The organism is Bradyrhizobium sp. LTSP849 (genome assembly GCF_000938255.1).
GTDB lineage: Bacteria > Pseudomonadota > Alphaproteobacteria > Rhizobiales > Xanthobacteraceae > Bradyrhizobium.
Genome location: NZ_JYMR01000020.1, coordinates 1 through 22,827 on the forward strand (window position 1 = coordinate 1; position 22,827 = coordinate 22,827).

The 22,827-nt window shown below is 63.9% G+C and carries 25 protein-coding genes and 1 tRNA gene; 10 read left to right on the plus strand and 16 right to left on the minus strand.

Features of this window, described 5'->3' with window-relative positions; translation table 11 throughout:
• The first annotated feature begins 568 nt into the window (after positions 1–568).
• Positions 569–1,420: an alpha/beta hydrolase family protein gene (locus tag UB31_RS39900; RefSeq protein ID WP_050032479.1), complete on the plus strand. Its 852-nt coding sequence runs from the start codon at positions 569–571 to the stop codon at positions 1,418–1,420.
• Between the two features lie 9 nt (positions 1,421–1,429).
• Here UB31_RS39900 and UB31_RS42405 read toward each other — a convergent pair whose 3' ends face one another.
• Entirely contained in the window at positions 1,430–1,624 is a 195-nt protein-coding gene (locus UB31_RS42405; protein WP_156175357.1) for a hypothetical protein, read from the minus strand.
• Between the two features lie 328 nt (positions 1,625–1,952).
• Here UB31_RS42405 and UB31_RS15460 point away from each other — a divergent pair, with 328 nt between their 5' ends.
• From UB31_RS15460 to UB31_RS15470, 3 genes are read left to right on the plus strand one after another with little or no spacing between them, the layout of a single operon-like run.
• Positions 1,953–2,393 (plus strand): hypothetical protein, encoded by a 441-nt coding sequence (locus UB31_RS15460; RefSeq protein ID WP_045011449.1) that lies wholly within the window; start codon positions 1,953–1,955, stop codon positions 2,391–2,393.
• Positions 2,394–2,430: 37 nt separating this feature from the next.
• Positions 2,431–2,622: a hypothetical protein gene (locus UB31_RS15465; protein WP_045011450.1), complete on the plus strand. Its 192-nt coding sequence runs from the start codon at positions 2,431–2,433 to the stop codon at positions 2,620–2,622.
• Between the two features lie 52 nt (positions 2,623–2,674).
• Complete coding sequence (locus UB31_RS15470) at positions 2,675–4,303, plus strand: hypothetical protein (protein ID WP_156175358.1); 1,629 nt, start codon at positions 2,675–2,677, stop codon at positions 4,301–4,303.
• 16 nt (positions 4,304–4,319) lie between these two features.
• On the opposite strand, the gene tolA is transcribed toward UB31_RS15470, so the two are convergent.
• From tolA to mgtE, 4 genes are all read right to left on the minus strand, one after another.
• On the minus strand, positions 4,320–5,318 hold the full coding sequence (gene tolA / locus UB31_RS15475) for a cell envelope integrity protein TolA (RefSeq protein WP_045011452.1): 999 nt from the start codon (positions 5,316–5,318) through the stop codon (positions 4,320–4,322).
• Between the two features lie 149 nt (positions 5,319–5,467).
• Positions 5,468–6,286 (minus strand): aldo/keto reductase, encoded by an 819-nt coding sequence (locus tag UB31_RS15480; protein WP_045011453.1) that lies wholly within the window; start codon positions 6,284–6,286, stop codon positions 5,468–5,470.
• Between the two features lie 131 nt (positions 6,287–6,417).
• Positions 6,418–6,750, minus strand: coding sequence for a helix-turn-helix domain-containing protein (locus UB31_RS15485; RefSeq protein WP_045011454.1), 333 nt, complete (start codon positions 6,748–6,750; stop codon positions 6,418–6,420).
• An 85-nt stretch (positions 6,751–6,835) separates the two neighbouring features.
• Complete coding sequence (gene mgtE, locus UB31_RS15490; protein WP_045011455.1) at positions 6,836–8,257, minus strand: magnesium transporter; 1,422 nt, start codon at positions 8,255–8,257, stop codon at positions 6,836–6,838.
• Between the two features lie 82 nt (positions 8,258–8,339).
• On the opposite strand from mgtE, the gene UB31_RS15495 reads away from it, so the two are divergent.
• Positions 8,340–9,146 (plus strand): polysaccharide deacetylase family protein, encoded by an 807-nt coding sequence (locus tag UB31_RS15495; protein WP_045011456.1) that lies wholly within the window; start codon positions 8,340–8,342, stop codon positions 9,144–9,146.
• Between the two features lie 164 nt (positions 9,147–9,310).
• Complete coding sequence (locus tag UB31_RS15500; RefSeq protein ID WP_045011457.1) at positions 9,311–10,564, plus strand: polysaccharide deacetylase family protein; 1,254 nt, start codon at positions 9,311–9,313, stop codon at positions 10,562–10,564.
• Between the two features lie 22 nt (positions 10,565–10,586).
• On the opposite strand, the gene UB31_RS15505 is transcribed toward UB31_RS15500, so the two are convergent.
• A complete protein-coding gene (locus UB31_RS15505; RefSeq protein ID WP_045008095.1) occupies positions 10,587–10,961 on the minus strand; it encodes a hypothetical protein in 375 nt (124 codons plus the stop codon).
• Positions 10,962–11,257: 296 nt separating this feature from the next.
• On the opposite strand from UB31_RS15505, the gene UB31_RS15510 reads away from it, so the two are divergent.
• Positions 11,258–11,515 (plus strand): hypothetical protein, encoded by a 258-nt coding sequence (locus UB31_RS15510; RefSeq protein WP_197087451.1) that lies wholly within the window; start codon positions 11,258–11,260, stop codon positions 11,513–11,515.
• A gap of 72 nt (positions 11,516–11,587) precedes the next feature.
• Here the strand turns inward: UB31_RS15510 and UB31_RS15515 are convergent, their stop codons facing one another.
• The 8 genes from UB31_RS15515 to UB31_RS15550 all read right to left on the minus strand — a co-directional run bounded on the left by UB31_RS15515 (position 11,588) and on the right by UB31_RS15550 (position 19,299).
• Positions 11,588–12,286 carry an ABC transporter ATP-binding protein gene (locus UB31_RS15515; RefSeq protein ID WP_045011458.1) on the minus strand — a complete coding sequence of 233 codons (699 nt, stop codon included), beginning with the start codon at positions 12,284–12,286 and terminating at the stop codon, positions 11,588–11,590.
• Complete coding sequence (locus tag UB31_RS15520) at positions 12,286–13,038, minus strand: ABC transporter ATP-binding protein (RefSeq protein WP_045011459.1); 753 nt, start codon at positions 13,036–13,038, stop codon at positions 12,286–12,288. Before UB31_RS15520 ends, UB31_RS15515 begins: the two co-directional genes overlap by 1 nt.
• Positions 13,035–14,054, minus strand: a complete 1,020-nt coding sequence (locus UB31_RS15525; protein WP_245305994.1) for a branched-chain amino acid ABC transporter permease — start codon at positions 14,052–14,054, stop codon at positions 13,035–13,037. The genes UB31_RS15520 and UB31_RS15525 overlap by 4 nt, the downstream gene beginning before the upstream one ends.
• Positions 14,051–14,962 carry a branched-chain amino acid ABC transporter permease gene (locus tag UB31_RS15530; RefSeq protein ID WP_045011461.1) on the minus strand — a complete coding sequence of 304 codons (912 nt, stop codon included), beginning with the start codon at positions 14,960–14,962 and terminating at the stop codon, positions 14,051–14,053. Before UB31_RS15530 ends, UB31_RS15525 begins: the two co-directional genes overlap by 4 nt.
• A gap of 72 nt (positions 14,963–15,034) precedes the next feature.
• A complete protein-coding gene (locus tag UB31_RS15535) occupies positions 15,035–16,210 on the minus strand; it encodes an ABC transporter substrate-binding protein (RefSeq protein WP_045011462.1) in 1,176 nt (391 codons plus the stop codon).
• 28 nt (positions 16,211–16,238) lie between these two features.
• On the minus strand, positions 16,239–16,781 hold the full coding sequence (locus UB31_RS15540) for a 3-hydroxyanthranilate 3,4-dioxygenase (RefSeq protein WP_045011521.1): 543 nt from the start codon (positions 16,779–16,781) through the stop codon (positions 16,239–16,241).
• A gap of 58 nt (positions 16,782–16,839) precedes the next feature.
• The gene (locus UB31_RS15545) at positions 16,840–17,814 is read right to left on the minus strand and encodes a dihydrodipicolinate synthase family protein (RefSeq protein ID WP_045011463.1); all 975 of its coding nucleotides are present in this window, start codon (positions 17,812–17,814) and stop codon (positions 16,840–16,842) included.
• A gap of 54 nt (positions 17,815–17,868) precedes the next feature.
• Positions 17,869–19,299, minus strand: coding sequence for an NAD-dependent succinate-semialdehyde dehydrogenase (locus tag UB31_RS15550; RefSeq protein ID WP_045011464.1), 1,431 nt, complete (start codon positions 19,297–19,299; stop codon positions 17,869–17,871).
• Positions 19,300–19,446: 147 nt separating this feature from the next.
• Here UB31_RS15550 and UB31_RS15555 point away from each other — a divergent pair, with 147 nt between their 5' ends.
• Positions 19,447–20,400, plus strand: a complete 954-nt coding sequence (locus tag UB31_RS15555; RefSeq protein ID WP_063775631.1) for a LysR family transcriptional regulator — start codon at positions 19,447–19,449, stop codon at positions 20,398–20,400.
• Positions 20,401–20,550: 150 nt separating this feature from the next.
• On the opposite strand, the gene UB31_RS15560 is transcribed toward UB31_RS15555, so the two are convergent.
• Both UB31_RS15560 and UB31_RS15565 read right to left on the minus strand, forming a co-directional pair.
• A tRNA-Leu gene (locus UB31_RS15560) sits at positions 20,551–20,635 on the minus strand.
• 177 nt (positions 20,636–20,812) lie between these two features.
• Positions 20,813–21,055 (minus strand): FliM/FliN family flagellar motor switch protein, encoded by a 243-nt coding sequence (locus UB31_RS15565; protein WP_045008771.1) that lies wholly within the window; start codon positions 21,053–21,055, stop codon positions 20,813–20,815.
• A gap of 90 nt (positions 21,056–21,145) precedes the next feature.
• On the opposite strand from UB31_RS15565, the gene lipB reads away from it, so the two are divergent.
• Complete coding sequence (lipB, locus tag UB31_RS15570) at positions 21,146–21,883, plus strand: lipoyl(octanoyl) transferase LipB (RefSeq protein ID WP_045011465.1); 738 nt, start codon at positions 21,146–21,148, stop codon at positions 21,881–21,883.
• A 198-nt stretch (positions 21,884–22,081) separates the two neighbouring features.
• Positions 22,082–22,795: a DNA helicase gene (locus tag UB31_RS15575; protein ID WP_045011466.1), complete on the plus strand. Its 714-nt coding sequence runs from the start codon at positions 22,082–22,084 to the stop codon at positions 22,793–22,795.
• The last annotated feature ends 32 nt before the right edge of the window (positions 22,796–22,827 follow it).

Consider the following 22,827-nt stretch of genomic DNA (forward strand, 5'->3'; position numbering starts at 1 on the left):
TGGGTTGACGGCTTATGCCGTGCTCTCCCGGGAGCCGAGTTCGTTCTGGCCTCCCTCACCTTCGCGAAAGTCGCCGACACCGCGCCGGTTGACGCGAATGCCGCCTCCGCGAAAGCTTGACCGTAGCAACGACGGCCAGGACCACACGGTTTTGCCGTACGCGCGTTCGCTTGTTCGCCACAGAGCCCGACGGCGTGGTGCACACAGCCACCGGGATATTGGCGAGACGAACTCTCAGCGCCGCTCGTCGGCGTGAAGCCTCGGGCTCACGGAGAGCAATCCGCCCTGCCCGCACATCTCACGCCCGACGCTGCTGCGTCCACCGCAAGCCCGGCTCGCGAAAAATGACGACACATGATCGCCCCTCAAGGTCAAGCCGGGATGGCCGACACATACGACATTTCCGAATTTCGGTAAAGTGGAATATATACGCTCACGGCTTGACGGCCCCGCAGGTGTTTTGCCCGTCGGGCACGCCATTGCCGGCGGGAGCCTCTTGCCGCGTGCTGTCCGCAGATTTCGCGTGCGTTACTTGACATTGAGAGCGCGACTGGGTGCAACTGAAAGCATGATTAGATTTCCAGACATCGCGGACCTGCCGACCACGCTCTTCTCCGGGACAGACGTGGTCCGCGGCGTTGAATGCTCCGCATCCGATGGCGATGGTCCGGGACGCGTTTTGGTCGAGGTCGACGGCAAGCCGGACGTTCTCGCCTTCTATGGTGCAACGCCCGAAGGTGCGCCGGCCGACCCCGTCATCTTTCTGCGCGGCGATGCCGTGGAGAAGCGCGGTAGCGAGGTCGTGGCCAACGAGTGGTACGTTGCAGCGACGGCTTACGACGTGCAGGCGCTGACCGAACAGCTGAGCGCCAGCTTCCATCGCCCCTATGTCCATCTGGCGCGCCCCGGCATCCTGGGGTCCACAGGTCGTCATCTCGACCGGCGGCGGCCGCGCGAGGTCGCGTTGGTCGATGCGGCGCTCACCCGGCTCAAGGCGCATTTCGGCTGGCGTCGCCTCAATCTCGTCGGCCAATCCGGCGGCGGCCATCTCGTGGCCGCACTGCTCGCGCGCCGCGACGATATCGGTTGCGCGGTGATCACTTCTGGAAATACGGCGGTGGCGCAGCGCAACCGCGAGAACGGCTGGACCGCCGACATCACCGGCCACGCCGACTTCCTCGATCCGATCGACCATGTCGCCGAGGTGGCACGCCATCCTCCGCAGAAGATCATCGTGCTGACCGATCCGCACGACCAGCGTGTGTCGGCGTCAGTTCAAACCGCCTATGTCGAGGCGCTGCGCCGAGTTGGTGTTGCCGTCGACCATCGCTTCCTGCCGGCGTCCGGCAAGCTTCGTCACGATCTGCAACTGCCGGGAATTCTGGCAGCTTTCACTTGGCTCGCGAACCACAGTGCGTAGCATTACGGTTCACTTCCTGCACATCTTCCCGGACCGGACATCGAATCTGGCCACGGGCCGATCCATCTGCCAAAGCTCCACATCGCGGCCATCGACGAGCCTTTCGGCGCAGGTGATAGCGGATTCATCGTCAACGCAATCCATCTGGATCATTTTTATTGGGCGGTCATGTCGTCCCATGATCAATGCACGATAAGCGGACATTTTGGTCTCCACACAATGCGCGATGGCAAGCGCGGTCCGGAAGATGGCGCTGTCGGCATTTGAATTCGATAGGGATCGCACCGTCTTCTTCTAGGCGCGGCATAAGCCTCGGAAGCGAGGAGCCTCCCAACGCCGGTCCCTATGCCGATCTTATGCAATCATCGCTGCGTCAGTCTCGAAATCATACCTCATCCCACGACATATCCGCGGCATCGCGCAAGGCAGCGCGACATATCGCAGGACATGCGCGGGGTGCCGACCGTGGAAACGTCGCCACGACGGACTCCCAGTCCTATCCTGCCAGACAGCAATCAACGAGCTGGTGAAAATGATGTCTACCCCAGAGACCAACAACAGGATCATCGATCCGATGATGGCAATCGCGAACTGCTCGACGCGGCAGCGCATCGTCGTGGTCGGCGTAAAGAGCATGGAATTGATGATTGAGTTGCATCGTCGCGGATATCTGCTGGCCGCGGCAGCGGGCAATTGCGGCCTCCCGGCAGGTCAATATGAAGTCGCGTTGGTGGATTGGCGGCGACGCACGCTGCACGCCCTCGATGCGACAATGGATTGGCTCGACGACTTCCTGAGCCCCCGCGCCGCGCTGGTGATCTGGCTCGATGCGCAGAAGGCGGCGGCGAAGGACACCCTTCGTGCCGCGGTGATGAAGCGCGGCTTCGTCGTCCTGCAAGGCGCCGAGCATCCCTGCGGCAGCGTGCTTCTGGCGCAACGTTGGCATGCCATCCCCGTTCAGCAGGCGGCGTAAGCACTCACCTCGCCAACCTCCTCGAAGATTTAATCAGATGCTGAAATCGAAGACACGACGCGCCGTCATTCGCGAGTGGATGGCTCTGGCGCCCGAGCAGCGGCGATCCGCCGAGCAGGCCGCCGCCTTTGCACGGCGCGCCGTCGAAAGACACAGCCTGCCACGCAGCCGGCGAACGCCGCATGCCGTGATGATCGCATGGCTGACGCCTCGGACCGGGCGGCCCTAGCCCACGACGAGGCTTCTGTAGCCATTGACGTGGGATATTTTCCCACGTATTCATGCCGCGAATTCAGCGGCAGCCAGGCGCAATGGATCCTGACCTTCGGCCGGCATCGGCACACACTGCAATCAAGCCGAAACGATCGAACGACATCGCCTACGCCGGGCTGCTGGCATCGATCACGGCCATAGTCATCGCCGGCCTTCTGGTGCGGCTGGATTCATTTCCCGGCTTGCACGGCGATGAAGCCTGGGTTGGACTGCGCGCGCTCGAGCAGCAGGCCCGCGGAATGTTCACGCTTCGCGGCATGAACGGCTACACCGGCTCGCTGTTCCCCGAGATCGTGAGCCAGGTCTTCTCGGTCGTCCCGGCCAGCGTCGGCAGCCTGCGGCTGGCGGGCGCCATCCTCAATGGACTGGCCCTAGGCCTGACGGCCCTCGCGCTCTGGACAAGAGGCGCGGCCGCGCTCTATTTCGCGCTGGCGATGGGATCCTCGCTGCTCTTCCTGTTCTACAGCCGGGTCGCCTGGGAGGTGAACGCACTCCAGAACCTGCTGCTCGCGCTCGTGCTGCTGGCTCTGCCACATCTGCTGGACCAAAGCCGAAGCTCTCATCGCTGGCTCTTCCTGCTGCTGCTTGCCTTCTCATTGGGCTGCTGGAGTCACGCCATATTCGTTGCTGCGGCGCTCTCCTTCGCCGCGGCGACGCTCCTCGTCGCGCTCAAATGGCCGGGCGAAAGCAGCGCAAGGCTATTGCTGATCGGCCAACTGAACCTGCTGGTTCAGCTCGTCCTGTGCGCAAGGCATTATGTCGGCGATGGCGCCTTTGTGGCCCGGGCCTTGCCGGCGATGCTGGCCGGCCTCGCTTTGATTGCGCTCGCGACCCACGCCTATGTTCGCATCGAGGACCGGCTCCTTCCGCACACAATGAAAGCCCTGACCAATCGGCGTGTCGCGAGATTTGCCAACATTGTGCTTGTCGGTTTCGTGTTGCTCTCGCTGGCGGCGTCACCGATCGGCGATGTCAGCTTTTTCGGCACGGTCTCGGGCGTGATCCTGCTCGAGCGCGTCGTCTCCTACCTGCCCGGCCCGATCGAAATGATCGCGCTGCACCTGCGCATGGCGCTGCTGCTCGCATTGTTCGCGGCGGTCGCACTCCGATCCTTCCGCGCCAAACCGAGCGAAGCAGAGCAGCTCCTGCTGCCGCTGTTCTGTCTGTGGACGATCGCCTACTTCCCGGCGCTGCGGCTTTCGATCGCCAGTGTTGCCGATCGATACTACATCATACCCCAGTTCCTGCTGTTCGTTTCAATCGCGCTCGCCGTCGACGGACTTCGCGCGAACTGGAAAATGCCTGCCGTCGCGCTACTCCTCGCCGGATTCGTCCACGCGCAAGTCACGACATTTCGCGAAGCCTTTCGCGGCGAGGACAGGCCGCCATTCGAGCTGTTCGACTATGCCGGCTACACCGATACGTCTCGCCATTTCATGAGGCTCGACGCGCTCACGAATGAACTGAAGTCACGGGCCACTTGCCGGGTGCAGTCCTCCAGCTTCTTCATCGCCCAGCCGATGCGCTTCCTGATGGCGGTGGGTCAGCCCTGTACGGGCAGTAGCGAAGTGCGGGTGGAATATTGTGCGGCGTGTCTCGCGCCGGTTCGTGGCTTTGACTTGCAGATGCAGAAGTAGCCCGGTTGTACGGGCGTCACGATCCAAAATCCTGCGGCGTGAACGGAAGGTCCAATACCTTCCACTCCTGGTACTTGTCGGCGGGCAGCATCGTGTAGGGCTGGCAGGCCTCGAGCGCGCTCATCGCCGACTTCACGAGGGCCACCCCCTTGGTGGATGGCGGGGCTTCGATCAGGATCGGCGGGCGCGCCAGCGTGCCGTTGGTGGCGAGCACCGTGCGCAGCTTGATGCGCAAATTGTCACTCGGCGCGACCCCGGCCGGCAGCTTGGCGCAGCTCCTCAAATGCCGGCGAAGCTCGGCGATGACCTCGGGCGGCAGCTTCGCACTGATCGAATCCTTGGCATCGCCGCCATCATCCTTGGGCGCGTCTTTCGGCTCGGCCGGCAATTCGGGCGGCAGGCCCAGCAGGACGCCGTACTTGACGGTGACGTCCGGCTCCGGCGGCTGATAGGCCGGGGGCGCGGCCTGTGGCTGCGGCATCGCGGGTGGCGGCTGCTGCTCAGGCTGAGGCTGCGGCGGGGGCTGTTGCGGCGGCGACTGCGATTGCGGCGGCTGTTGTTGCGGTTGCTGAGCTTGTGGTTGCGGCGGCTGCGTTTGAGGCGTTTGCGGCTGCGCGTTGGCCTCGCGCTGCTTCGGCGCCTGCGAGGGCTGTGGCTGCGGCTGTTTCTGCTGCGGTTCGGACGACGCCTGCTTCTGCGATGATTGCGGCGCGGCCTGCTGCTTGGCCGCAGCCTTCGGCGCTACCGCCGCCTTGTCCTTGTCGGTGAAGTCGATCTTCGGCAGTTGCAGATCTGGGAGTGGCTCCGGCGCCTTCTCCTTGACCTGTTCTTTGGCCTCCTGCTCCTTGATCTCCTCCTGTACCTGCTCCGGCGTGACGATATCGACCGAAACCGTCTCGGGCGGCACGGGACGAAATGGATGGACCTCGCTGATCAGGATGATCAGCCCCACCAGCGTCAGATGCGCGATCGCCGACGCTGCAATGTCCGTCCGTATGATCTTCTGCAGTTCCATCGCCTGATCTTGGGTTGCCGGCCTGCTCCTAAAGCGCGATGAGGTCGGGATCAACCGTCATCGCGCTTTAGGCTCTTGTTTGAGCATGATCTTGTCGGAAAACCGCTTAGCACTTTTCCGGATCATGCTTGGCATACGGCACCCGCCCCTCAATCCCATTTCGGCGCGAAGCCGAAATCCGTCAGCCGGCCCTTCGGACTGGCCAGCGCAGCAATCTGCGTCATTTCGTCGTCCGAAAGCTCGAAATCGAAAATCTCGATGTTTTCCGACAGACGCTCGACGCGCGAGGTTCTGGGAATCGCAGACACATTCTGTTGCACGAGCCAGCGCAGGCAGATTTGCGCCGGCGTCTTGCGATGGGCGCGCCCGATCGCGGCGAGCGTCTGGTCGGCCTTGATGCGGCCCCTGGCGATCGGGCTGTAGGCAACGAGCGCCAGCCCATGCTGGTCGCAGGCCGCCCTCACCTTCGCCTGGCCCAGATAGGGGTGATATTCGACCTGGTTGCAGACGAGCGGCTCCGGCGACAGCGCGACCGCCTGCTCGATCAGCGCCACCGTGAAGTTGGAGACGCCGATGTGCCGCGTCAGGCCCATTTGCTTGGCATGCGACAGCGCGCCCAGCGTCTCCACCAGCGGCACGTGCGAATTGGGCCAGTGCAACAGCAAGAGGTCGACGGACGGAAGCCGCAAGCGGACCAGGCTCTCCTTGACCGAACGCTCGAGATCGTGGGGCGCAAAATGGTTGGTCCAGACTTTTGTGGTGACAAAGACCTCGTCGCGGCGCACGCCGGAGGCGCGCAGGCCGTCGCCGACCTCGCGTTCATTGTCGTAGATCTGGGCGGTGTCGATGTGGCGGTAGCCGAGCCGCAGCGCCTGCTCGACCACGCGCGCGCAGGTCCGGTCGCTCAACTCCCAGGTCCCGAGCCCGAGCGCCGGGATGCTTGCGCCATTGGCCTCGACGAACAGCATGAGAAGCCTCTCTGTTGCGGTCGCCCCTAACGCATTATGGACCCGGCCCGTGAGGCTGCCAACGGAAGCCGCGGTGGTTGGGCCGGATATTCAGTGCAATGCTAACGGGAAGTTCGCGCAAAGCCTTGAGGTCAGGCTTTGGCGAGCGCCTGGAACACCATGTCCGGCGCATGCGCGATCACCGCGAGCAGCGCCCTCGCCGGGCCGCGCGGGGCGCGCTTGCCCTGCTCCCAGTTGCGGATGGTCTCGACGGGCACGCCGAGCTTGGCGGCGAACTCCATCTGGGTGAGGCAGGCACGGCGGCGCAGGTCGCGCACCGCGAGCGAGCCGGCGTCGGCCGGCGCGGCATTGGTCGCGGGCTGGATTGGAAACGGCTGGACAGGAAACGGCTGGACAGGAAACTCTTGCCCGTCCCGCAACTCGACGATCCGTCCGTCCGCCTTCAGCCGCACACGCATGCTCATTCCCCCAAGCGGGGCGATGATGCGGCAGTACGCTTAAGTTCGGATTAAAGGTGGCAGCGGGCGCGTACCGCCCCAGAGTGCGCCCCTACTTCAGCCCGAACCAGAGCGTCGCGATGCCGAGGAAGGAGAAGAAGCCGACGACGTCGGTCACGGTCGTCACGAAGGTGCCGGAGGCCACGGCCGGATCGGCGCGCACCCGCTCGAGCGCCATCGGGATCAGGATGCCGCCGAGCGCGCCGGCGACGAGATTGACGATGATCGCGAGCCCGATGACGATGCCGAGGCCGGGGATCTTGAACCAGACCACCGCCGCAATGCCGGTGATCACGGCGAAGGCCAGGCCATTGACGAGACCGACCGTGGTCTCGCGCACCACCACGCGCCAGGCGTTGGAGGAACCGAGCTCGCGGGTGGCAAGCGCCCGCACAGCAACCGTCATGGTCTGGGTCGCGGCATTGCCGCCCTGGCTTGCGACGATCGGCGCCAGCACCGCGAGCGCCACCATCTTCTCGAGCTGGCCCTCAAACAGGCCGAGCACCGAGGACGCGAGGAAGGCGGTGGCGAGATTGACCAGCAGCCAGTTGAACCTCGCGCGCGCAATGGTGAACACGGTGTCGGAAAGTTCTTCGTCGCTGTTGACGCCGCCGAGCGCCTTGAGGTCCTCGTCCGCCTCTTCCTCGATGACGTCGACGACGTCATCGACGGTGATGACGCCGACGAGGCGATCCTGGGTGTCGAGCACGGGAGCTGCGACCAGGTTATATTTACCGAACATGCGCGCCACCTCCTCCTGGTCCTCCAGGACGGAGACGCGGCGGCGATCCTCGTCGGTCAGCTCGGCAAGCGCCACCGGGCGGCGGGCGCGGAGCAGGACGTCGAGCGAGACCGCGCCCTGCCAGTGCCGGTCCTTGTCGACGACATAGATCTCGTAGAAGCGCTCGGGCAGATCGGGCGTATCGCGCATGTAGTCGATCGCCTGTCCGACGGTGAAATCCTGCGGCACGGCGATGAACTCGGTCTGCATCCGCCGGCCGGCGGAATTTTCCGGATAAAGCAGGCTGCGCTCGAGTGCGACGCGTTCTTGCAGCGGCAGCTTCTCGAGGATCTCCTCCTGCTCGTCCTCGTCGAGGGTCTCGAGCAGCTCGACCGCGTCGTCGGATTCGAGCTCGCGGACGCCTTCGGCCACCGTTTCCGGCGGCAGCTCGTCGAGGATCTCCTCGCGCACGGCCTCGTCGACCTCATTCAGCGCGGAGAAGTCGAAGTCGCGCCCCGTGAGCTCGACCAGGCGGACGCGGTCGTCGGGCTCCAGCGCCCCGATCAGATCGCCGAGATCGGCCTCGTGCAGCTCTGCAACGCAGGCGCGCAGTGCGGCGCTGTCGCCGGCCTCGATCGTATGCGCGATCTCCTCGACGAATTCGTGCCGGATTTGGCCGTCTTCATTGCGCATCGGAACGTGGTCGAGTACCGAGGCCTCGGCGGAAGCGGTACCGTCCATATGGTCATCCATGGTACGCCTCGCCGTTTGACGGGTTGATCAGGTGGTTTGGGCTGACGGGTCAGGCAATACCCACATGCTAATCGCGAGCGCAATGACAAAGATGCATCGACCGAAATGGACCTCGATAACGGTGGGCGTGGCTTTCGCTGCCCTCGCCGGGATCGCCTCGGCCGCGGCCGCCGAGTGCCCGCGCAAGGACGCGCTGGGGACCTCGCGGGTCCTGAGCGTCGATGCGAAGACCACGCCGCGCGTGGGCCTGAAGAGCTTTCCGCAGACGCTGCCGCTCGCCGACCACGAGGTCGTATTGACCTTCGACGACGGCCCGCATCCCCCGACGACATCGAAGGTGCTGGCGGCGCTGGCGCAGGAATGCGTGCGCGCGACCTTCTTCCTGATCGGCCTGCACGCCTCCGAACACCCCGACATGGTCAAGCGCATCGCCCGCGAGGGCCACACCATCGGCCACCACACCTGGTCGCATCCGTTCATGGCGCGAATCCCGTTCGACAAGGCGAAGGGCGAAATCGACCGCGGCATCGCCGCCGACGAGACGGCACTGCACGGGGTGTCGACCACGACGCCCTCGACGCCGTTTTTCCGCTTTCCCTATTTTGAATCGACGCAGGCAGAGCTGGACCTGCTCCAGTCGCGCGGCATCGTCGTGTTTGGGGCTGATCTCTGGGCCAGCGACTGGAACGAGATGACGCCGGATGAGGAACTGAAGCTCATCACCGAGCGCCTCGCCGCCGCCGGCAAGGGTATCATCCTCTTCCACGATCCCAAGGCGCGCACGGCCGCGATCATGCCGGCTTTCCTGCGGTATTTGCGGGAGAACGGCTACCACATCGTTCATGTGGTGCCGGCGGGCGCGGCCCAGAAGAACGCCGACGCGCGTTGATGCCGGAATGTCACGCCGGCGCAAAATGGGGTGATTTGGGCCCTATTAACACTCTGTTCATGCTACCCCATGCAATGATGACAGAGGTCCCCAGCCTGAACCGTTTCGGGACGGCTCCGACCAACGAATATTGCGGCCATCGCGTGTGAGGGCAGACGAGATTCATGATCGGCACTGGCGTTGCTTTCCGGACGCGATCGTGGACCGTCCTGCTTCTGGGGTTGTTGACCACGGCGTCGCCAGCGGCCTTCGCGGCCGACTGCCCCGGCCATCCGGACGCGCTCGGCACCTCCCGCACCATCGTCGTCGATCCGCACGAACATCCGCGCATCGGCACCATGCAGTACCGTGAGACGCTGCCGCTGAAGGATCACGAGGTGGTCCTGACCTTCGACGACGGTCCGCTGCCGAAAAATTCCAACCAGGTGCTTCAGATCCTCGCGGACGAATGCATCAAGGCGACCTTCTTCATCATCGGCGAACAGGCCAAGGCGAACCCGGAAGGCGTGCGCAAGCTGGTCGCGGCGGGCCATACCGTCGGCACCCACAGCATGACCCATCCGCTGACGTTCAACAAAATGCCGCTCGACAAAGCCGAGGCGCAGATCAACGGCGGCATCGAGTGGACCTCGGCGGCGATGACCGATCCGTCCAAGCTCGCGCCGTTCTTCCGCATTCCCGGCCTGATGCGCGCCGAGGGCGTCGAAAACCTCCTGATCTCACGCGGCATCCAGGTCTGGAGCGCCGATTTCCCGGCCGACGATTGGCGTCATGTGTCGCCCGATCGCGTCTACCAGCTCGCGATCCAGCGGCTGGAGGCCAAGGGCAAGGGCATCTTGCTGCTGCACGACATCCAGGCCCGCACGGTGGCGGCGCTGCCAAAAATCATCCGCGACCTCAAGGCGCGCGGCTATCGCATCGTGCATGTGGTGCCCGCCACGGCCGACCGGCCGGCGACGCCGACCATGGCGGTGGAGTGGCTGTTGCATCCGCCGACGGAGACGACGCCGATCGCGCGCTGGCCAGCCGTGCCGAATTTCGTGTTCACGCAGACCGAGAGGCTTCCCGCGCCCGGCTTGGCTGATCTCAACGCGCAAGCCGCGCACCAGCCGTTATTGCCGCGCAAGACCATCGCGCAGGCGGATGTCGCGGCAACCCTGCCCGCGCCCGGCCGCGATCTCTTCGCGATCCCCGAAGGCTCGATCGAGGTGCTGCTGTCGACGACATTATCGCGGCGCGCAGCGACGCGGCTCGCCATGGCGGCCGAGACGCCTCATGCTGCCAAAGGCAAGGCGGCCAGGGTGCAGGCACGGCGGACGGCGCATGCTGCGCATGCCGTGCCGAAACACGTAAGCCAGGCCAAGGGCGCACCACCGCGCCCGACGCGGGTTGCCAGCCTGAAGAAGCGGGCGCAGTAAGCCTTGTTGCAGCAAGCCCTGTTTACTGCCGCATGATGTTGGCGACGCAGAGCAGCACGATCAGCGCCAGGAAGAACAGGTCCATATAGGACTTGAGCTCGCCGTCGCGGCGCAGCCGTGCAACGTCGGTCACGACCTGCTTGCGCGCGTTCGTCCCGCCGCTGCCGTCATTGATGGGGCCCTGAAGCCGCCGCACCTCGGATTCGAGCTTCTCGATCTTCTGGAAGAAATAGAACGAGCGCAGCGTCGAGGCAGCGCGCATGGCGCTGTAGACCAGCACCAGGATCGCGAGCATCGCCCGGTTCGGATATTTCTCCATGAAGTTCAGGCTGAAATAGACCATCGCCATGAACGCGAAGTTGGTCAGGAAGCGGTAGATGATGCTTAGAAAGGCCATACTGGCTCCAGCCGAGAGAAGGCGCGCAACCGGAAGCGTGTTGCGAATTCGGGGACGTGGGATTCAGGCGGGAACAGCCAGCCTGGATGCCGCGCACGCCCGTCTACGCCAACTTTGTTTCAACAAAGATACCATCGCCCCTGCGCCGCCGCCTTTTAGCCACGCGTCGCCATAATGCAAGCGAGAGCATCGTCATCGGGCTGTCCCAGGCTCGCCACGAGGCCCGCTGCGGCTCGATGGAGATTCCGCGGAAGCTACGGTAGACTGCTCGCTGCCACCGCATGTGGGGTCTGCCGATGCCGAAAAAGGGAATCACGGGCCACGACGATTGGGTCCTGACCGAGGCGCTTGCGACCGCGCTGGTCGCGCTGGAGCAGCTCGAGGCGAAGCACCAGCCGAGCGCGCATATGGACGACATCCGGAAGATGCTGGCGAATGGCAAGGAACCAGCCGCCGTGAGCCTGCACCTGGCCCAGGCCAAATGCCGCCTGTTCCCGGAGGCGGATCCGCTCGATATCTACAAAGAGTACGGGATCGGCGATGAGTATGGCTGAGGAGCCCCGCCCTCGCCGGGAGCTTGATCTCATTTCGCGCAGTTTCAATGGTTTAGCAGCAGGAATTGGCAATCACAGCCCGACGAAGCGTTCGACGCTGGCGGCATCGCGCTCAAGCGCGACACTGTCGCCGCTCCACACGGTGCGGCCCTTCTCCAGGACGTAATGGTGATCGGCGAGCCGCTTCAGCGCCGCCATGTTCTTGTCGATCAGCAGGATCGACTGTCCCTGCGCCTTCAGCGCCGCGATGCAGCGCCAAATCTCGCCGCGGATGATCGGGGCGAGGCCCTCGGTCGCTTCGTCGAGGATCAGGAGTTTTGGGTTGGTCATCAGCGCACGGCCGATGGCGAGCATTTGTTGCTCGCCGCCGGAGAGCGTCCCGGCATATTGCTTCGCCCGTTCCCCCAGTCGCGGAAACAGCCGGTAGATCCGCTGCTCGGTCCATGGTTCGGCGCGCCCGGCACGATTGGCCGCGGTCGCGACCAGGTTCTCGCGCACGGTCAGGGTCGGGAAGACCAGACGCCCCTCCGGTACCAGTCCGATGCCGCGCCGCGCGATCGCCTCCGGAGCAGCGCGCCCAATCGGTTGACCGTCGAAGCTCACGCCTTCACCGGGCGACAGCAGCCCCATGATGGCCCGCACGGTCGTCGTCTTTCCCATGCCGTTACGCCCGAGCAAGGTAACGATCTTGCCGTCCGGCACCTCCAGATTGACATCGAACAGCACCTGGCTCGTACCGTATGCCGCGCGGACGTTGCAGAGCTTTAGCATCAGTCGCCGTCCTCGCCGAGATAGGCAGTCCGGACAGCCGGGTTCGCCCGGACGTCGTCGCTGCTGCCCGTGGCCATCACCCGCCCATAAACCAACACCGAGATGCGGTCCGCCAATGCGAACACCGCATCCATATCGTGTTCGACCAACACCATGGTGACCCGTCCCTTGAGCCTGCGCAGCAACGCCACCATGTGTTGGCTTTCCACGAAGCTCAGGCCGGCCATCGGCTCGTCGAGCAGGAGCAGTGACGGGCGAGTGGCAAGCGCCACCGCAAGTTCGAGCTGCTTGCGTTCGCCATGCGCGAGATCAGCCACGCGCACCGAAGCGCTCGCGGCGAGGCCGACGTCCTGAAGAAACTGCGTTGCCTGCGCATGCGCATCAGGATCGCTCCGCGCGTCGGCGAAGAAACGGAAGCTGTGACCGCGTTGGACCTGCACCGCCAATGTGACATTGTCCAGGACGGTTTCGTCCGGCAGCAGTTGGGTAATCTGGAAAGTCCGGGCGAGACCACGCCCTACCCGCTCCCAAGGCGGCAGCGTGCCGATCTCGTGGCCGTCGAGCAGAATGGCGCCGGCGTCATGACGCAACTCGCCCGCCACCTGGTTGAGCAACGTGGTCTTGCCTGCGCCGTTGGGACCAATGATCGCATGCAGTTCACCCGGCGATATCGCCAATGAGACATCATCGGTCGCCGTCAGGCCGCCGAACCTTTTGCACACCCCTCGCAGTTCGAGCATCGGCGACGTCATCGGCCACTCGCTCGATCGAGCAACGCGGAGAGGCCTCCCCGTGTGGTCATCACGACCGCCAGCAGGATGATGCCGAGATAGAATTGCCAGTTCTCGGTATAGGCCGCGAGCGCGGTCTCCAGCGCAAGCATCGCAGCCGCGCCCAGAATCGGACCGAAAAGCGTTCCGGCGCCGCCGAGGATGACCATCATCATCAGTTCGCCCGATTTGGTCCAATGCATCATGTCCGGGCTGACAAAGCGCAAATAGTTCGCCATCAGCGCCCCTGCGAGAGCCGCGCCAGCCCCCGCAATCACGAACGCAACCAGGCGGTAGCGATAAGGCGCGATGCCGATCGCCATCATGCGGCGCTCGTTCTGCCGAAGTCCCGACAGCACGGCCCCAAATCTGGAACGCACCAGGCACCAGGTGAGGACGAGCCAGCCGACAGCCAGCGTCAGACAGATCAGGTAGTAGCTGATATCGTCGCGAGCATCGACGAACGGAACGACGTCGCGCCGGCGCATCATCAATCCGTCGTCGCCGCCATAGGTCTTCAGTGACACGAACAGGAAGAACAGCATCTGCGCGAATGCAAGCGTGATCATAATGAACGGCACGCCCCTCGTCCGGAGCGACAGGCTGCCGATCACCGCTGCCGTCGCCGCGCCGATCAGCACGGCCGCCAGCAGAGCGACCGCCAGATTGTCGGTGCCCGGCACCAGAGCGAGAAAGGCGCTGCGCTGGGCGGAATGTTGGTACAGGATGCCAAGCACATAGCCGCCAACGCCAAAGAACGCTGCGTGGCCGAAGGTAACCATCCCGCCGTAACCCAGAATGAGGTTCAGGCTCATCGCGGCGATCGCATAGATCAGCACCTGCGTCGCAAAGCCCGTCACCGACGGCATGTGCAACGCGGTCGCGCCAGCGGGCACCAAAGCCAGGATTGCGACCGCAATCACGAAGATGACGATACGCGACATGGGGAAAGCGTATGTCCGTCCCGAGCGCCGCGCTTCCAGCGTATCCGACGTCATGACTTCTCCGCGAGAAGATCCTGCGAGCGCATCAACAGCACGAGCGCCATCAGGAGATAGATGCTGATCGCCGACATGCCGCTCGCCAGTGCGTCGGCGTTGGAGCCGTCCATGATCTGGCGGAACAGCGTCGGCAGGAAGGCCCGCGACAGCGTGTCCACGAGGCCCGCAGCGATGGCGCCGAAGAAGGCGCCGCGCACCGAACCGAGGCCGCCGATCACGACGACCACAAACGCCAGGATCAGGACCTGCTCACCCATCCCGACCTGGACCGAGGTGATCGGCCCAGCGATCACGCCCGCGAGCCCGGCCAGCAGCGCACCGATGCCGAATACGGCGGTATAGAGCAGCGCGACATTCACGCCGAGCGCGCGGACCATCTGGCGATGCGTCGCGCCCGCACGCACCAGCATGCCGATGCGGGTCCCGTGGATCATTGCAAACAATCCCGCGGCGACGGTGGCCCCGACCGCGATGACCAGCAGGCGGTAGACCGGATAGGTCAGCCCGGGCAGCAGCGTGACTGATCCGGACAGCGCCGGCGGCATCGCAACGAACAACGGCTGGCGGCCGAGCAGCATGTTGGCGCCCTGGTTGATGATCAAGACCAGAGCGAAGGTCGCCAGCACCTGATCGAGATGATTTCGCGCGTAGAGACGCCGCACCACGGCAAATTCGATGACGATCCCGCCCAGCGCCGCCGCGGCAAGTCCGCCCACCAGCGCGAGCCAGACCGACCCGGTGCGGACAGCCGTCAACGCCGCCGCATAGGCGCCGATCATGTAGAGCGAACCATGCGCGAGATTGATCACGCCCATGATCCCGAAAATCAGGGTAAGTCCGGCGGACATCAGGAACAGCGTCAGGCCGAACTGCACGCCGTTGAGTATCTGCTCCAGGATGATCATGCGGCAATCCGCGTCAGGTTCGACGTAACGGGACAGTCAAGCGGCGCGCGTGACATGCGCGGCCGCCGGCGATCAGAATTTGCACTCCTTTGCGTAAGCATCACCGTGATCCGAAAGGATCTTGCTTTTGGTCACGAGCGCGAGCTTGCCGTCTGCGCCCTTCTCGACCTTCAAGGCGTACCAGTCCTGAACGGGATGCCGGTTCGGGCCGAACTTGAAGCTGCCGCGTACGGACTGAAAGTCGGCCTTCATCATGGCCTGACGAAACGCGTTGGCATCATCCAGCTTCCCGCCGACGCCTTTCAGCGCGGCGCCGATCGCCATCGCCGTGTCGTATCCCTGGCTCGCATAATAGGTCGCCGGTCGGTGATAGGCCTGTTCCCAGGCCGCCACGAATGCCTTGTTCGCGGGATTGTCGAAGTCCGAATTCCAGTGCGACGTGACGTTGACGCCAAGCGCTGCATCGCCCACGACCGAGAGCGTCACAGCGTCGAGCGATGGCGCCGCGACCACCATCGGGATCTTGTCCGTCAGGCCGGCCTGCTGGTACTGACGCAGAAACGCGATGCCCAGCCCCCCGGGCTCGAACTGGAAAACCGCTTCCGGACCGGCTGCCCGGATCTGAGCGAACTCGGCGGCGAAGTCGGTCTGATCGAGACGCGTGAAACTCTCGCCGGCGACCTTGCCTTTGTAGAAGCGCTTGAAGCCTTCGAGCGCATCCTTGCCGGCCTGATAGTTGGCGGCCACCAGGTAGACGCTCTTGTATCCGAGCTGGTTGGCAAGCTGGCCCGCGCTCTCGTGCAGCGAGTCATTCTGCCACGATACGACGAAGTAGTTGGGGTGGCACTCCTTGCCCGCAAAGGTCGATGGTCCCGCATTGGGGCTGACGTAGAATGCGCCGGCGTCGAGCACGTCGGGAACGGTGGCACCCGCGACGTTGGAAAACACGATGCCCGTGAAGATCTTGACCTTGTCGTTCTTCAGCAAGCGATCGACGATCTGCTTGCCCTGCCCCGGCTTGGCGCCGTCGTCCTCGACGATGGTCTGCACCGGCACCCCGCCGAGCTTGCCGCCTCCCAATTGGACCGCAAGCGCAATGCCGTCGCGGATATCCTGGCCGAGATAGCCGCCCGGACCGGACAGCGAGGTGATGACGCCAATCTTGACCTCATCCTGCGCGGACGCCGGTGCCGCCCAGGCGGCCTGCACAGCCAGAACCGCCATGGCGGCAACGTTGAAGCTCTTCATGTGATCCCCCGTGTTGTCCCGAACGCGCCTAGAGTTTTACCCACCCCGCCGGGGGTATCTTGCCGGGGTGCAGCGTCTTGCAGTGAGGGCAAGTGCGCGCCGCCTCGTCGCCGTAGAAAGCGCTGTAGAGCGGCGGCAGATCGTCGACGATGCTATCGAGATCCACCTCGACGCGGTGCACCAGCCCTTCGCACTCGAAGCAGTACCATTCGAATGCGTCGAGCACGCCGTCGGGGCGCTTCGGCTCGACCACGAGACCGACCGAACCTTCCTGCGGCCGCTGCGGCGAGTGGCGCACATGCGGCGGCAGCAGGAAGATCTCTCCCTCTTTGATCGGCACGTCGTAGTGCTTGCCGTCGTCAACGACCTTCAACACCATGTTGCCGCGCAGCTGATAGAAGAATTCCTCGACCGGATCGTCGTGAAAATCCGTGCGCTGGTTGGGGCCGCCGACCACCGTGACCATCAAATCTGCGTCCTTCCAGACCTGCTGGTTGCCGACCGGCGGCTTCAGAAGATGCTGGTGCTCGTCGATCCATTTGGAGAAATTGAAGGCCTGCAACCGTCCCAATTTGCTCATCGATTCTCTCCTACCGCCACCGAATTTCCTCGCGCTCTCGCTCGCGAATTCAACCGACCGCTTGCCGCGGTGTCACCTGCAAACCGCACGCCTCGAACGCGCGACGGGTCGCGGCGCGCTCCTCGTCAGTCAACGGCAGCAGCGGTGGCCGAACCGCGCCGCCAGCCTGTCCAAGCAGCTCCTGCCAATACTTCTGATGCGCCTGCGGCTTTTCCAGCGGCCGCGTGCGATGCAGAGCGGCGCGCACCGGGTTGAGGCTGTCGCGTACGGCGCGCGCTTCCTCGATTCGGCCCGCAAAGGCCAGATCAGTGTAGGTGCGCATGCGCCGGTCCGTGGCGGACTGCAGGAGATACGGCGGCGATGAACAGAGATAAAGCTGCCAACCGAGCTCCACGATGTTGTCGAACCACTCCTCTTCGGAAGCGGTGCTGACCAGGATACGATCACCGGCAAGACGGGTCAGTTCCTGGTACATCGGGCGCGGGACGCTGTATTTGATCGCGACCACGTTCTCGATATCGGCGAGCCGATTGCAAAGCTCCGGCGACAACAGGTAACCGCTGTCCGGATGACTCCACAGCGCGATGCCAATATCGACCTTTGAGGCGATCGTCTTGTAGTAGTTGAAGACCGTCTCTTCCTGCGCCTTGAAGAAATGCAACACGGGCGCGTGGACAACAATATAGTCGGCACCGATCTTCTGCGCGTGCCTCGCGAGTTCGATCACGACGTCCATATTCTGATCCGAGCACGACATGATCGTCGCCCCTCGCCCTTCGCAAGCCGCGACCGCCAGTTCGAAGGAGCGCTTGCGCTCGTCGAGAGACATCGAGAAGAATTCGCCCTGCTTGCCGGCGATGAAAAGCCCGTCGATCCCGAGCTCACCGGTCCAGTGCGCGACGTTGCTCCGGAAGCCCTCCTCGTCAATCGAGAGATCCGGCTTGAACGGCATCAGCACGGCAGCCCAAATCCCCTTCATGTGGGATCTGGCGTAGGCTTTTGCGTCCTTCTTTGCGTACTTCATGGCTGTTCGATCCTTATCGATCTTTGCCCGCCCCGCGATCCCCGGTGAGGCGCCTTATGTGAGCCGATGCGACACGTTCTTCACGATCGTGTAATGCGACAGACCTTCGGCACCGCCTTCGCGGCCGAACCCGCTCTCCTTCACGCCACCAAACGGCGTTTCGGCGACGGACGCCTCCAGGGTGTTGATGGAGAAATTGCCGACCTCGACATCCTCGGCGAGACGATCCGCGTTGCGCGCAGAGTTGGTGAATGCGTAGGCAGCAAGCCCGAACGGCAGTGCGTTCGCCTTGGCAATGGCGTCGTCCAGCGTCTCCACGGGATTGATCAGGGCCAGCGGGCCGAACGGCTCCTCGCGCATCGCTCTGGCGTCATCCGGCACGTCCGCAAGCACGGTCGGCGCGAAGAAATAGCCGCGATTGCCGAGCCGTTCGCCGCCGGCGAGAACCCTGGCGCCCTTCGCCCTGGCATCGGCCACCAGCATTTCCATCGCCTCCACCCGGCGGCCATTGGCCAGCGGTCCCATCTCCGTGGCCTCATCGAGACCGCGCCCAACCGTGATCGCCTTCGCCTTCTCCGCGAATGCCTTGGCGAAGCGCTCATAGAGAGGCTGCTGCACGAAGAACCGCGTCGGCGAGGTGCAGACTTGCCCAGCGTTTCTGAACTTGCGCACCGCTGACATGATTGCGGTCTCGACCGGATCGACGTCGTCGCAAACGATGACCGGTGCGTGCCCACCCAATTCCATCAACACCGGTTTCGCGTGGCGTCCCGCCATCTCGGTCAGTCTCTTGCCGACGGCAGTCGAGCCGGTGAAAGCCACCAGCCGGATCGGATCCTGCGGAATGAGGTATTCCGAAATATCGGACGGCACACCGAAGACGAGGTTGAGGACACCCGCGGGCAAGCCTGCATCGTGAAAGGCCCTTGCAATGTGCAGCGCGCCCGCCGGCGTCTCTTCGGCCGCTTTCAGAATGATGGAACAGCCCGCCGCGAGCGCTCCGCCGATCTTGCGCGCGGGCTGGCTCATCGGGAAATTCCACGGAGAGAACGCCGCGACGACCCCGATCGGCCGGTGGACGACGATGTACTTGATCCCCGGTTCGCTCGGGATCACCCGGCCATAGGTGCGCTGCCCTTCGCCGGCGTCCCACTCGAAAAACTCGCAGCCCCGGATTACCTCGAGACGCGCCTGGGCGATCGGCTTGCCATGCTCGAGTGTGATCGCGAATGCGATCTCCTCGATCCGCTCGCGCATCAGCGCGGCCGCCTTTCGGATGATCTCCCCTCGCCTGGCCGGCGACGTCTTGCTCCAGACCTTGAGGCCATCCGCCGCGGCTGCGATCGCGTCGTCGAGATCAGATCGCGAAGCTGCCGGAATGGCTCCGATCACGCTCTCATCGGCTGGATTGAACACGGGCTGACCGGGCGTGCCCCGTCGCCAGGAGCCGCCGATATAGAGTTGAAGATCGGGATACTGGAGCATTGGGCGCCTCGACATCGGTCAGACCAGCATGGATCGAAAGATGTCCCGCGCGGAGCGGCCGATCCATGTCGTGACGCGATTAAGGGGCACTGGCGTCTAGGCGGCAATCGCTATAATTATTATCGATTGATAACGTATTCGATATGAATGATGAACATCACCATCCGCCAGATCAATGCTTTCCTCCAGGTCGCCGCGCTCGGCAGCTTCACCCGCGCCGCCGAACAATTGCACACGATGCAGCCGGCGCTATCGCAGCAGGTCCGCGATCTGGAAGCCGAACTGGGCATCCGCCTTTTTGACCGGACGACCCGCCGGGTCGAACTGACCGAAGCCGGAGCCGAATTCCGCACGATCGCCGCGAAGGCCATCGAAGAGCTCGACATCGCAGCGCGCAACGCGCAAGGCCTTGCGGAACGCAAACGCGGGCGCGTCATTGTCGCGGCCCCACCCCTGCTCGCGGCTGCGGTCGTCCCCAAGGCGATTGTCGACTTCCAGGAGAAATATCCCGGGATTACGGTCCGCTTGATCGATGCACGATCGGACCAGATCGTCGAGATGGTACGCTCAGGGCAAGTCGATTGTGGCGTCGGGACGTTCCACGCCGGCGAGGAAGGCATCACGTCGACCCTGCTTGCCCGTGACAATCTGATGGTGTTCTGCGCGCCCAATCACGCGCTCGCCAAACGGAAGTCCGTGCACTGGAAGGAGCTTGAAGGTCTGCCCCTGGTGACGCTGACGCGTGACAGCGGAATCAGGATACTCGTCGAGGTCGGCTTCGAGGCTGCTCACATCAAACTTGTGCCCGCCTATGAGGTGACCTGGATCACCACCGCGCTGGCCTTGGTGGAGGCTGGGCTCGGCATCGGCGTCTTTCCGACATACGCTTGGTCCGGCGCGCAATCCCTCGATATTTCCGGTTCGCCTCTGGAGCCGGCGATTGCACGCGACATCACGCTCATCACCCGATCCGGACGCGAAGTCGCGCCAGCCACCCAGGCGTTCGTGCGCTTCTTGCGCAAGTCGACCAGCGGCTCGCGCCCCGACAAGCAAACCGCAAAGTTGCCCCGTCGAGCCAAGGGGAACCGCATGAATCGGTGACAGTGGAGTCGGATCGCTGATCTCGGCCACCAACCCAGGGCAGCACCATCCAAGCCCCGCCGCTCAAACCCGGGGATACGTTCCCACCGCGTTCAAAACGGGACCCGGTCGAGCAAAAAGCTCAACAATATCAATACTGAATTTAGAGGCTGGTGCGCTCGGAGGGACTCGAACCCCCACGATTTTACTCACTGCCACCTCAAGGCAGCGCGTCTACCAATTCCGCCACGAGCGCTTTGGGGATGCCGGCTTAAGGCTTGAGGCCTGCCGGATCAACGGCGCCGATCTAACAAATCCATCAGAGGGGTACAAGCCTGCAAAGGCCCCGAATTCCACAAGCTTGGGAAGAAAGTTCCTGAGCGCCGAGCCCGCCCTACCGGGTGCCCGGGCCGCTACGGCGTGCCCCGGGCCGCTACCGCATGCCAGCCGTGCGTGGCAGCATCTGCTTGACCTCGACCGCGATCCGGTTGCGGTCGACCAGCACGACGCCGGAAGCGACCGGGAGATTATTCGCCAAAACCTTGACCTCGTCGGCCTCGGTTGCGTCCAGCTCGATGATGGCGCCGCGGGAAAGACGTAATACTTGATGGATCGGCATGGTGGTCGTTCCGAGGACGACCATGAGATCCACGGTGACTTTGTCGAGAGTAGGCACTGTCAGCACCACCGCAACTTGGGACTTACGCCAAAGGACTTGGCATCTTGGTATTTGCGCCTGCGATCATCACCCGGTTATGGTTAGCCAATGGTTAATTCGCCCCAAAATCCCCGCCAAGACTTGGATTTGACGTCGTTTTCCGCCGCAGGTGGCGAGCCCGTCGAATGGCGAATCTCGGACGCCCCTGTCCCCTATCCGGAGGCCGTGGCCGAAATGGAAGCGCGCGTCGCCGCGATTGCGGCGGGCGAAGCCTCGGAGCTGGTCTGGCTGCTCGAACATCCGCCGCTCTACACCTCCGGCACCTCAGGCAAGGCGTCCGACCTGCTCGATGCGCGATTTCCCACCTTTGCCACCGGGCGCGGCGGGCAGCTCACCTATCACGGCCCGGGCCAGCGGGTGGCCTATGTCATGCTCGACCTCAAGCGCCGCCGGCCGGATGTGCGGGCCTATGTCGCGAGCCTGGAGGAGTTGATCCTGCGCACGCTTGCCGCCTTCAACGTGCGCGGCGAGCGGCGCGAGGACCGGGTCGGCGTCTGGGTGAAGCGGCCCGACAAGGGCGTGGGGCACGAGGACAAGATCGCCGCCATCGGCGTCCGGCTCAAGCGCTGGGTCTCGTTCCACGGCATCGCCATCAATGTCGAGCCGGAGCTTGCGCATTTCGCAGGGATCGTGCCCTGCGGCGTCGCCGATCCCCGCTACGGCGTCACCTCGCTGGTCGATCTCGGCCAGCTCGTCACGTTGGCCGACGTCGACATTTCGCTCCGGCAGGCCTTTGAGGAGCTGTTCGGGCCGACCCGCGCGCTGGTGCCGGAAGCGGCCGTCTAGCGCTTTCTTGTTGGACACGCACAGGCGCCGTTCTCCGTGAGCGCGGAATCGGCTACGCTTGTTTCCGGTGTCGCCCACGCCTCCCCCCTCCGCCGGGAAAGTAGACTTCATGCCGGGCGAGTTGATCATCGGACCGACTGTTCGAGCGCCAGGCATAAGGAGGGATTGCGCTTCTGCTCGCAATGGGAGGTTTTTACGATGAGACTGTCTGCACCCATCTATCATCTGAAGCGCAAGGCGAAACGCATGTCGCGCGAGGAAGGCATTCCGCTCCACGATGCGCTTGACCGCATCGCCACGACGGAAGGGTTTTCCGCCTGGAGCATGCTCGCAGCGAAAGCCGCCGCAGCGACGCCGGCCAATCGACTTTTCCCGCAATTTCAACCGGGTGATCTGGTACTGGTCGGGGCGCGCCCGGGTCAGGGCAAGACGTTGATGAGCCTCGAACTTGCCGTCGAGGCGATGAGGACGGGAAGTCGAGCCGCATTCTTCTCGCTCGAATACACTGAGAAGGATGTTCTGGGCCGCTTGCGCGCGATCGGCGTGGACCCGGCGCAATTCGCTGACATGTTCGAAGTCGATTGCTCCGATGCCATCAGCGCCGATTACGTCGTCAAGCAGATGGCCGCGGCTCCCCGCGGCACGGTCGTGGTGATCGACTATCTGCAACTGCTCGACCAGAGGCGGGAAAACCCCGACCTGACCGTTCAGGTGCGCGCGCTGAAGTCGTTCGCACGCGACAAGGGGCTGATCGTCGTCTTCATCTCGCAGATCGATCGATCCTATGATCCCTCGATCAAGCCCTGCCCCGACCTCAGCGATGTCCGGCTGCCGAACCCGCTGGATTTGAAGCTGTTCGACAAGACCTGTTTCCTGAACAATTCCGAAGTTCAGTTCCGGGCGGCGACCTGACGCTCCCTGCGAGCTTGGGCCGCGGGTGAGAT

Excerpts from the sequence above, each read along its gene's own strand:
- UB31_RS39900 (WP_050032479.1), top strand. The coding sequence starts at position 569 with ATGATTAGATTTCCAGACATCGCGGACCTGCCGACCACGCTCTTCTCC.
- UB31_RS42405 (WP_156175357.1), bottom strand. The coding sequence starts at position 1,624 with ATGTCCGCTTATCGTGCATTGATCATGGGACGACATGACCGCCCAATA.
- UB31_RS15460 (WP_045011449.1), top strand. The coding sequence starts at position 1,953 with ATGATGTCTACCCCAGAGACCAACAACAGGATCATCGATCCGATGATG.
- UB31_RS15465 (WP_045011450.1), top strand. The coding sequence starts at position 2,431 with ATGCTGAAATCGAAGACACGACGCGCCGTCATTCGCGAGTGGATGGCT.
- UB31_RS15470 (WP_156175358.1), top strand. The coding sequence starts at position 2,675 with ATGCCGCGAATTCAGCGGCAGCCAGGCGCAATGGATCCTGACCTTCGG.
- tolA (WP_045011452.1), bottom strand. The coding sequence starts at position 5,318 with ATGGAACTGCAGAAGATCATACGGACGGACATTGCAGCGTCGGCGATC.
- UB31_RS15480 (WP_045011453.1), bottom strand. The coding sequence starts at position 6,286 with ATGCTGTTCGTCGAGGCCAATGGCGCAAGCATCCCGGCGCTCGGGCTC.
- UB31_RS15485 (WP_045011454.1), bottom strand. The coding sequence starts at position 6,750 with ATGAGCATGCGTGTGCGGCTGAAGGCGGACGGACGGATCGTCGAGTTG.
- mgtE (WP_045011455.1), bottom strand. The coding sequence starts at position 8,257 with ATGGATGACCATATGGACGGTACCGCTTCCGCCGAGGCCTCGGTACTC.
- UB31_RS15495 (WP_045011456.1), top strand. The coding sequence starts at position 8,340 with ATGACAAAGATGCATCGACCGAAATGGACCTCGATAACGGTGGGCGTG.
- UB31_RS15500 (WP_045011457.1), top strand. The coding sequence starts at position 9,311 with ATGATCGGCACTGGCGTTGCTTTCCGGACGCGATCGTGGACCGTCCTG.
- UB31_RS15505 (WP_045008095.1), bottom strand. The coding sequence starts at position 10,961 with ATGGCCTTTCTAAGCATCATCTACCGCTTCCTGACCAACTTCGCGTTC.
- UB31_RS15510 (WP_197087451.1), top strand. The coding sequence starts at position 11,258 with ATGCCGAAAAAGGGAATCACGGGCCACGACGATTGGGTCCTGACCGAG.
- UB31_RS15515 (WP_045011458.1), bottom strand. The coding sequence starts at position 12,286 with ATGCTAAAGCTCTGCAACGTCCGCGCGGCATACGGTACGAGCCAGGTG.
- UB31_RS15520 (WP_045011459.1), bottom strand. The coding sequence starts at position 13,038 with ATGACGTCGCCGATGCTCGAACTGCGAGGGGTGTGCAAAAGGTTCGGC.
- UB31_RS15525 (WP_245305994.1), bottom strand. The coding sequence starts at position 14,054 with ATGACGTCGGATACGCTGGAAGCGCGGCGCTCGGGACGGACATACGCT.
- UB31_RS15530 (WP_045011461.1), bottom strand. The coding sequence starts at position 14,962 with ATGATCATCCTGGAGCAGATACTCAACGGCGTGCAGTTCGGCCTGACG.
- UB31_RS15535 (WP_045011462.1), bottom strand. The coding sequence starts at position 16,210 with ATGAAGAGCTTCAACGTTGCCGCCATGGCGGTTCTGGCTGTGCAGGCC.
- UB31_RS15545 (WP_045011463.1), bottom strand. The coding sequence starts at position 17,814 with ATGAAGTACGCAAAGAAGGACGCAAAAGCCTACGCCAGATCCCACATG.
- UB31_RS15550 (WP_045011464.1), bottom strand. The coding sequence starts at position 19,299 with ATGCTCCAGTATCCCGATCTTCAACTCTATATCGGCGGCTCCTGGCGA.
- UB31_RS15555 (WP_063775631.1), top strand. The coding sequence starts at position 19,447 with ATGATGAACATCACCATCCGCCAGATCAATGCTTTCCTCCAGGTCGCC.
- lipB (WP_045011465.1), top strand. The coding sequence starts at position 21,146 with ATGGTTAATTCGCCCCAAAATCCCCGCCAAGACTTGGATTTGACGTCG.
- UB31_RS15575 (WP_045011466.1), top strand. The coding sequence starts at position 22,082 with ATGAGACTGTCTGCACCCATCTATCATCTGAAGCGCAAGGCGAAACGC.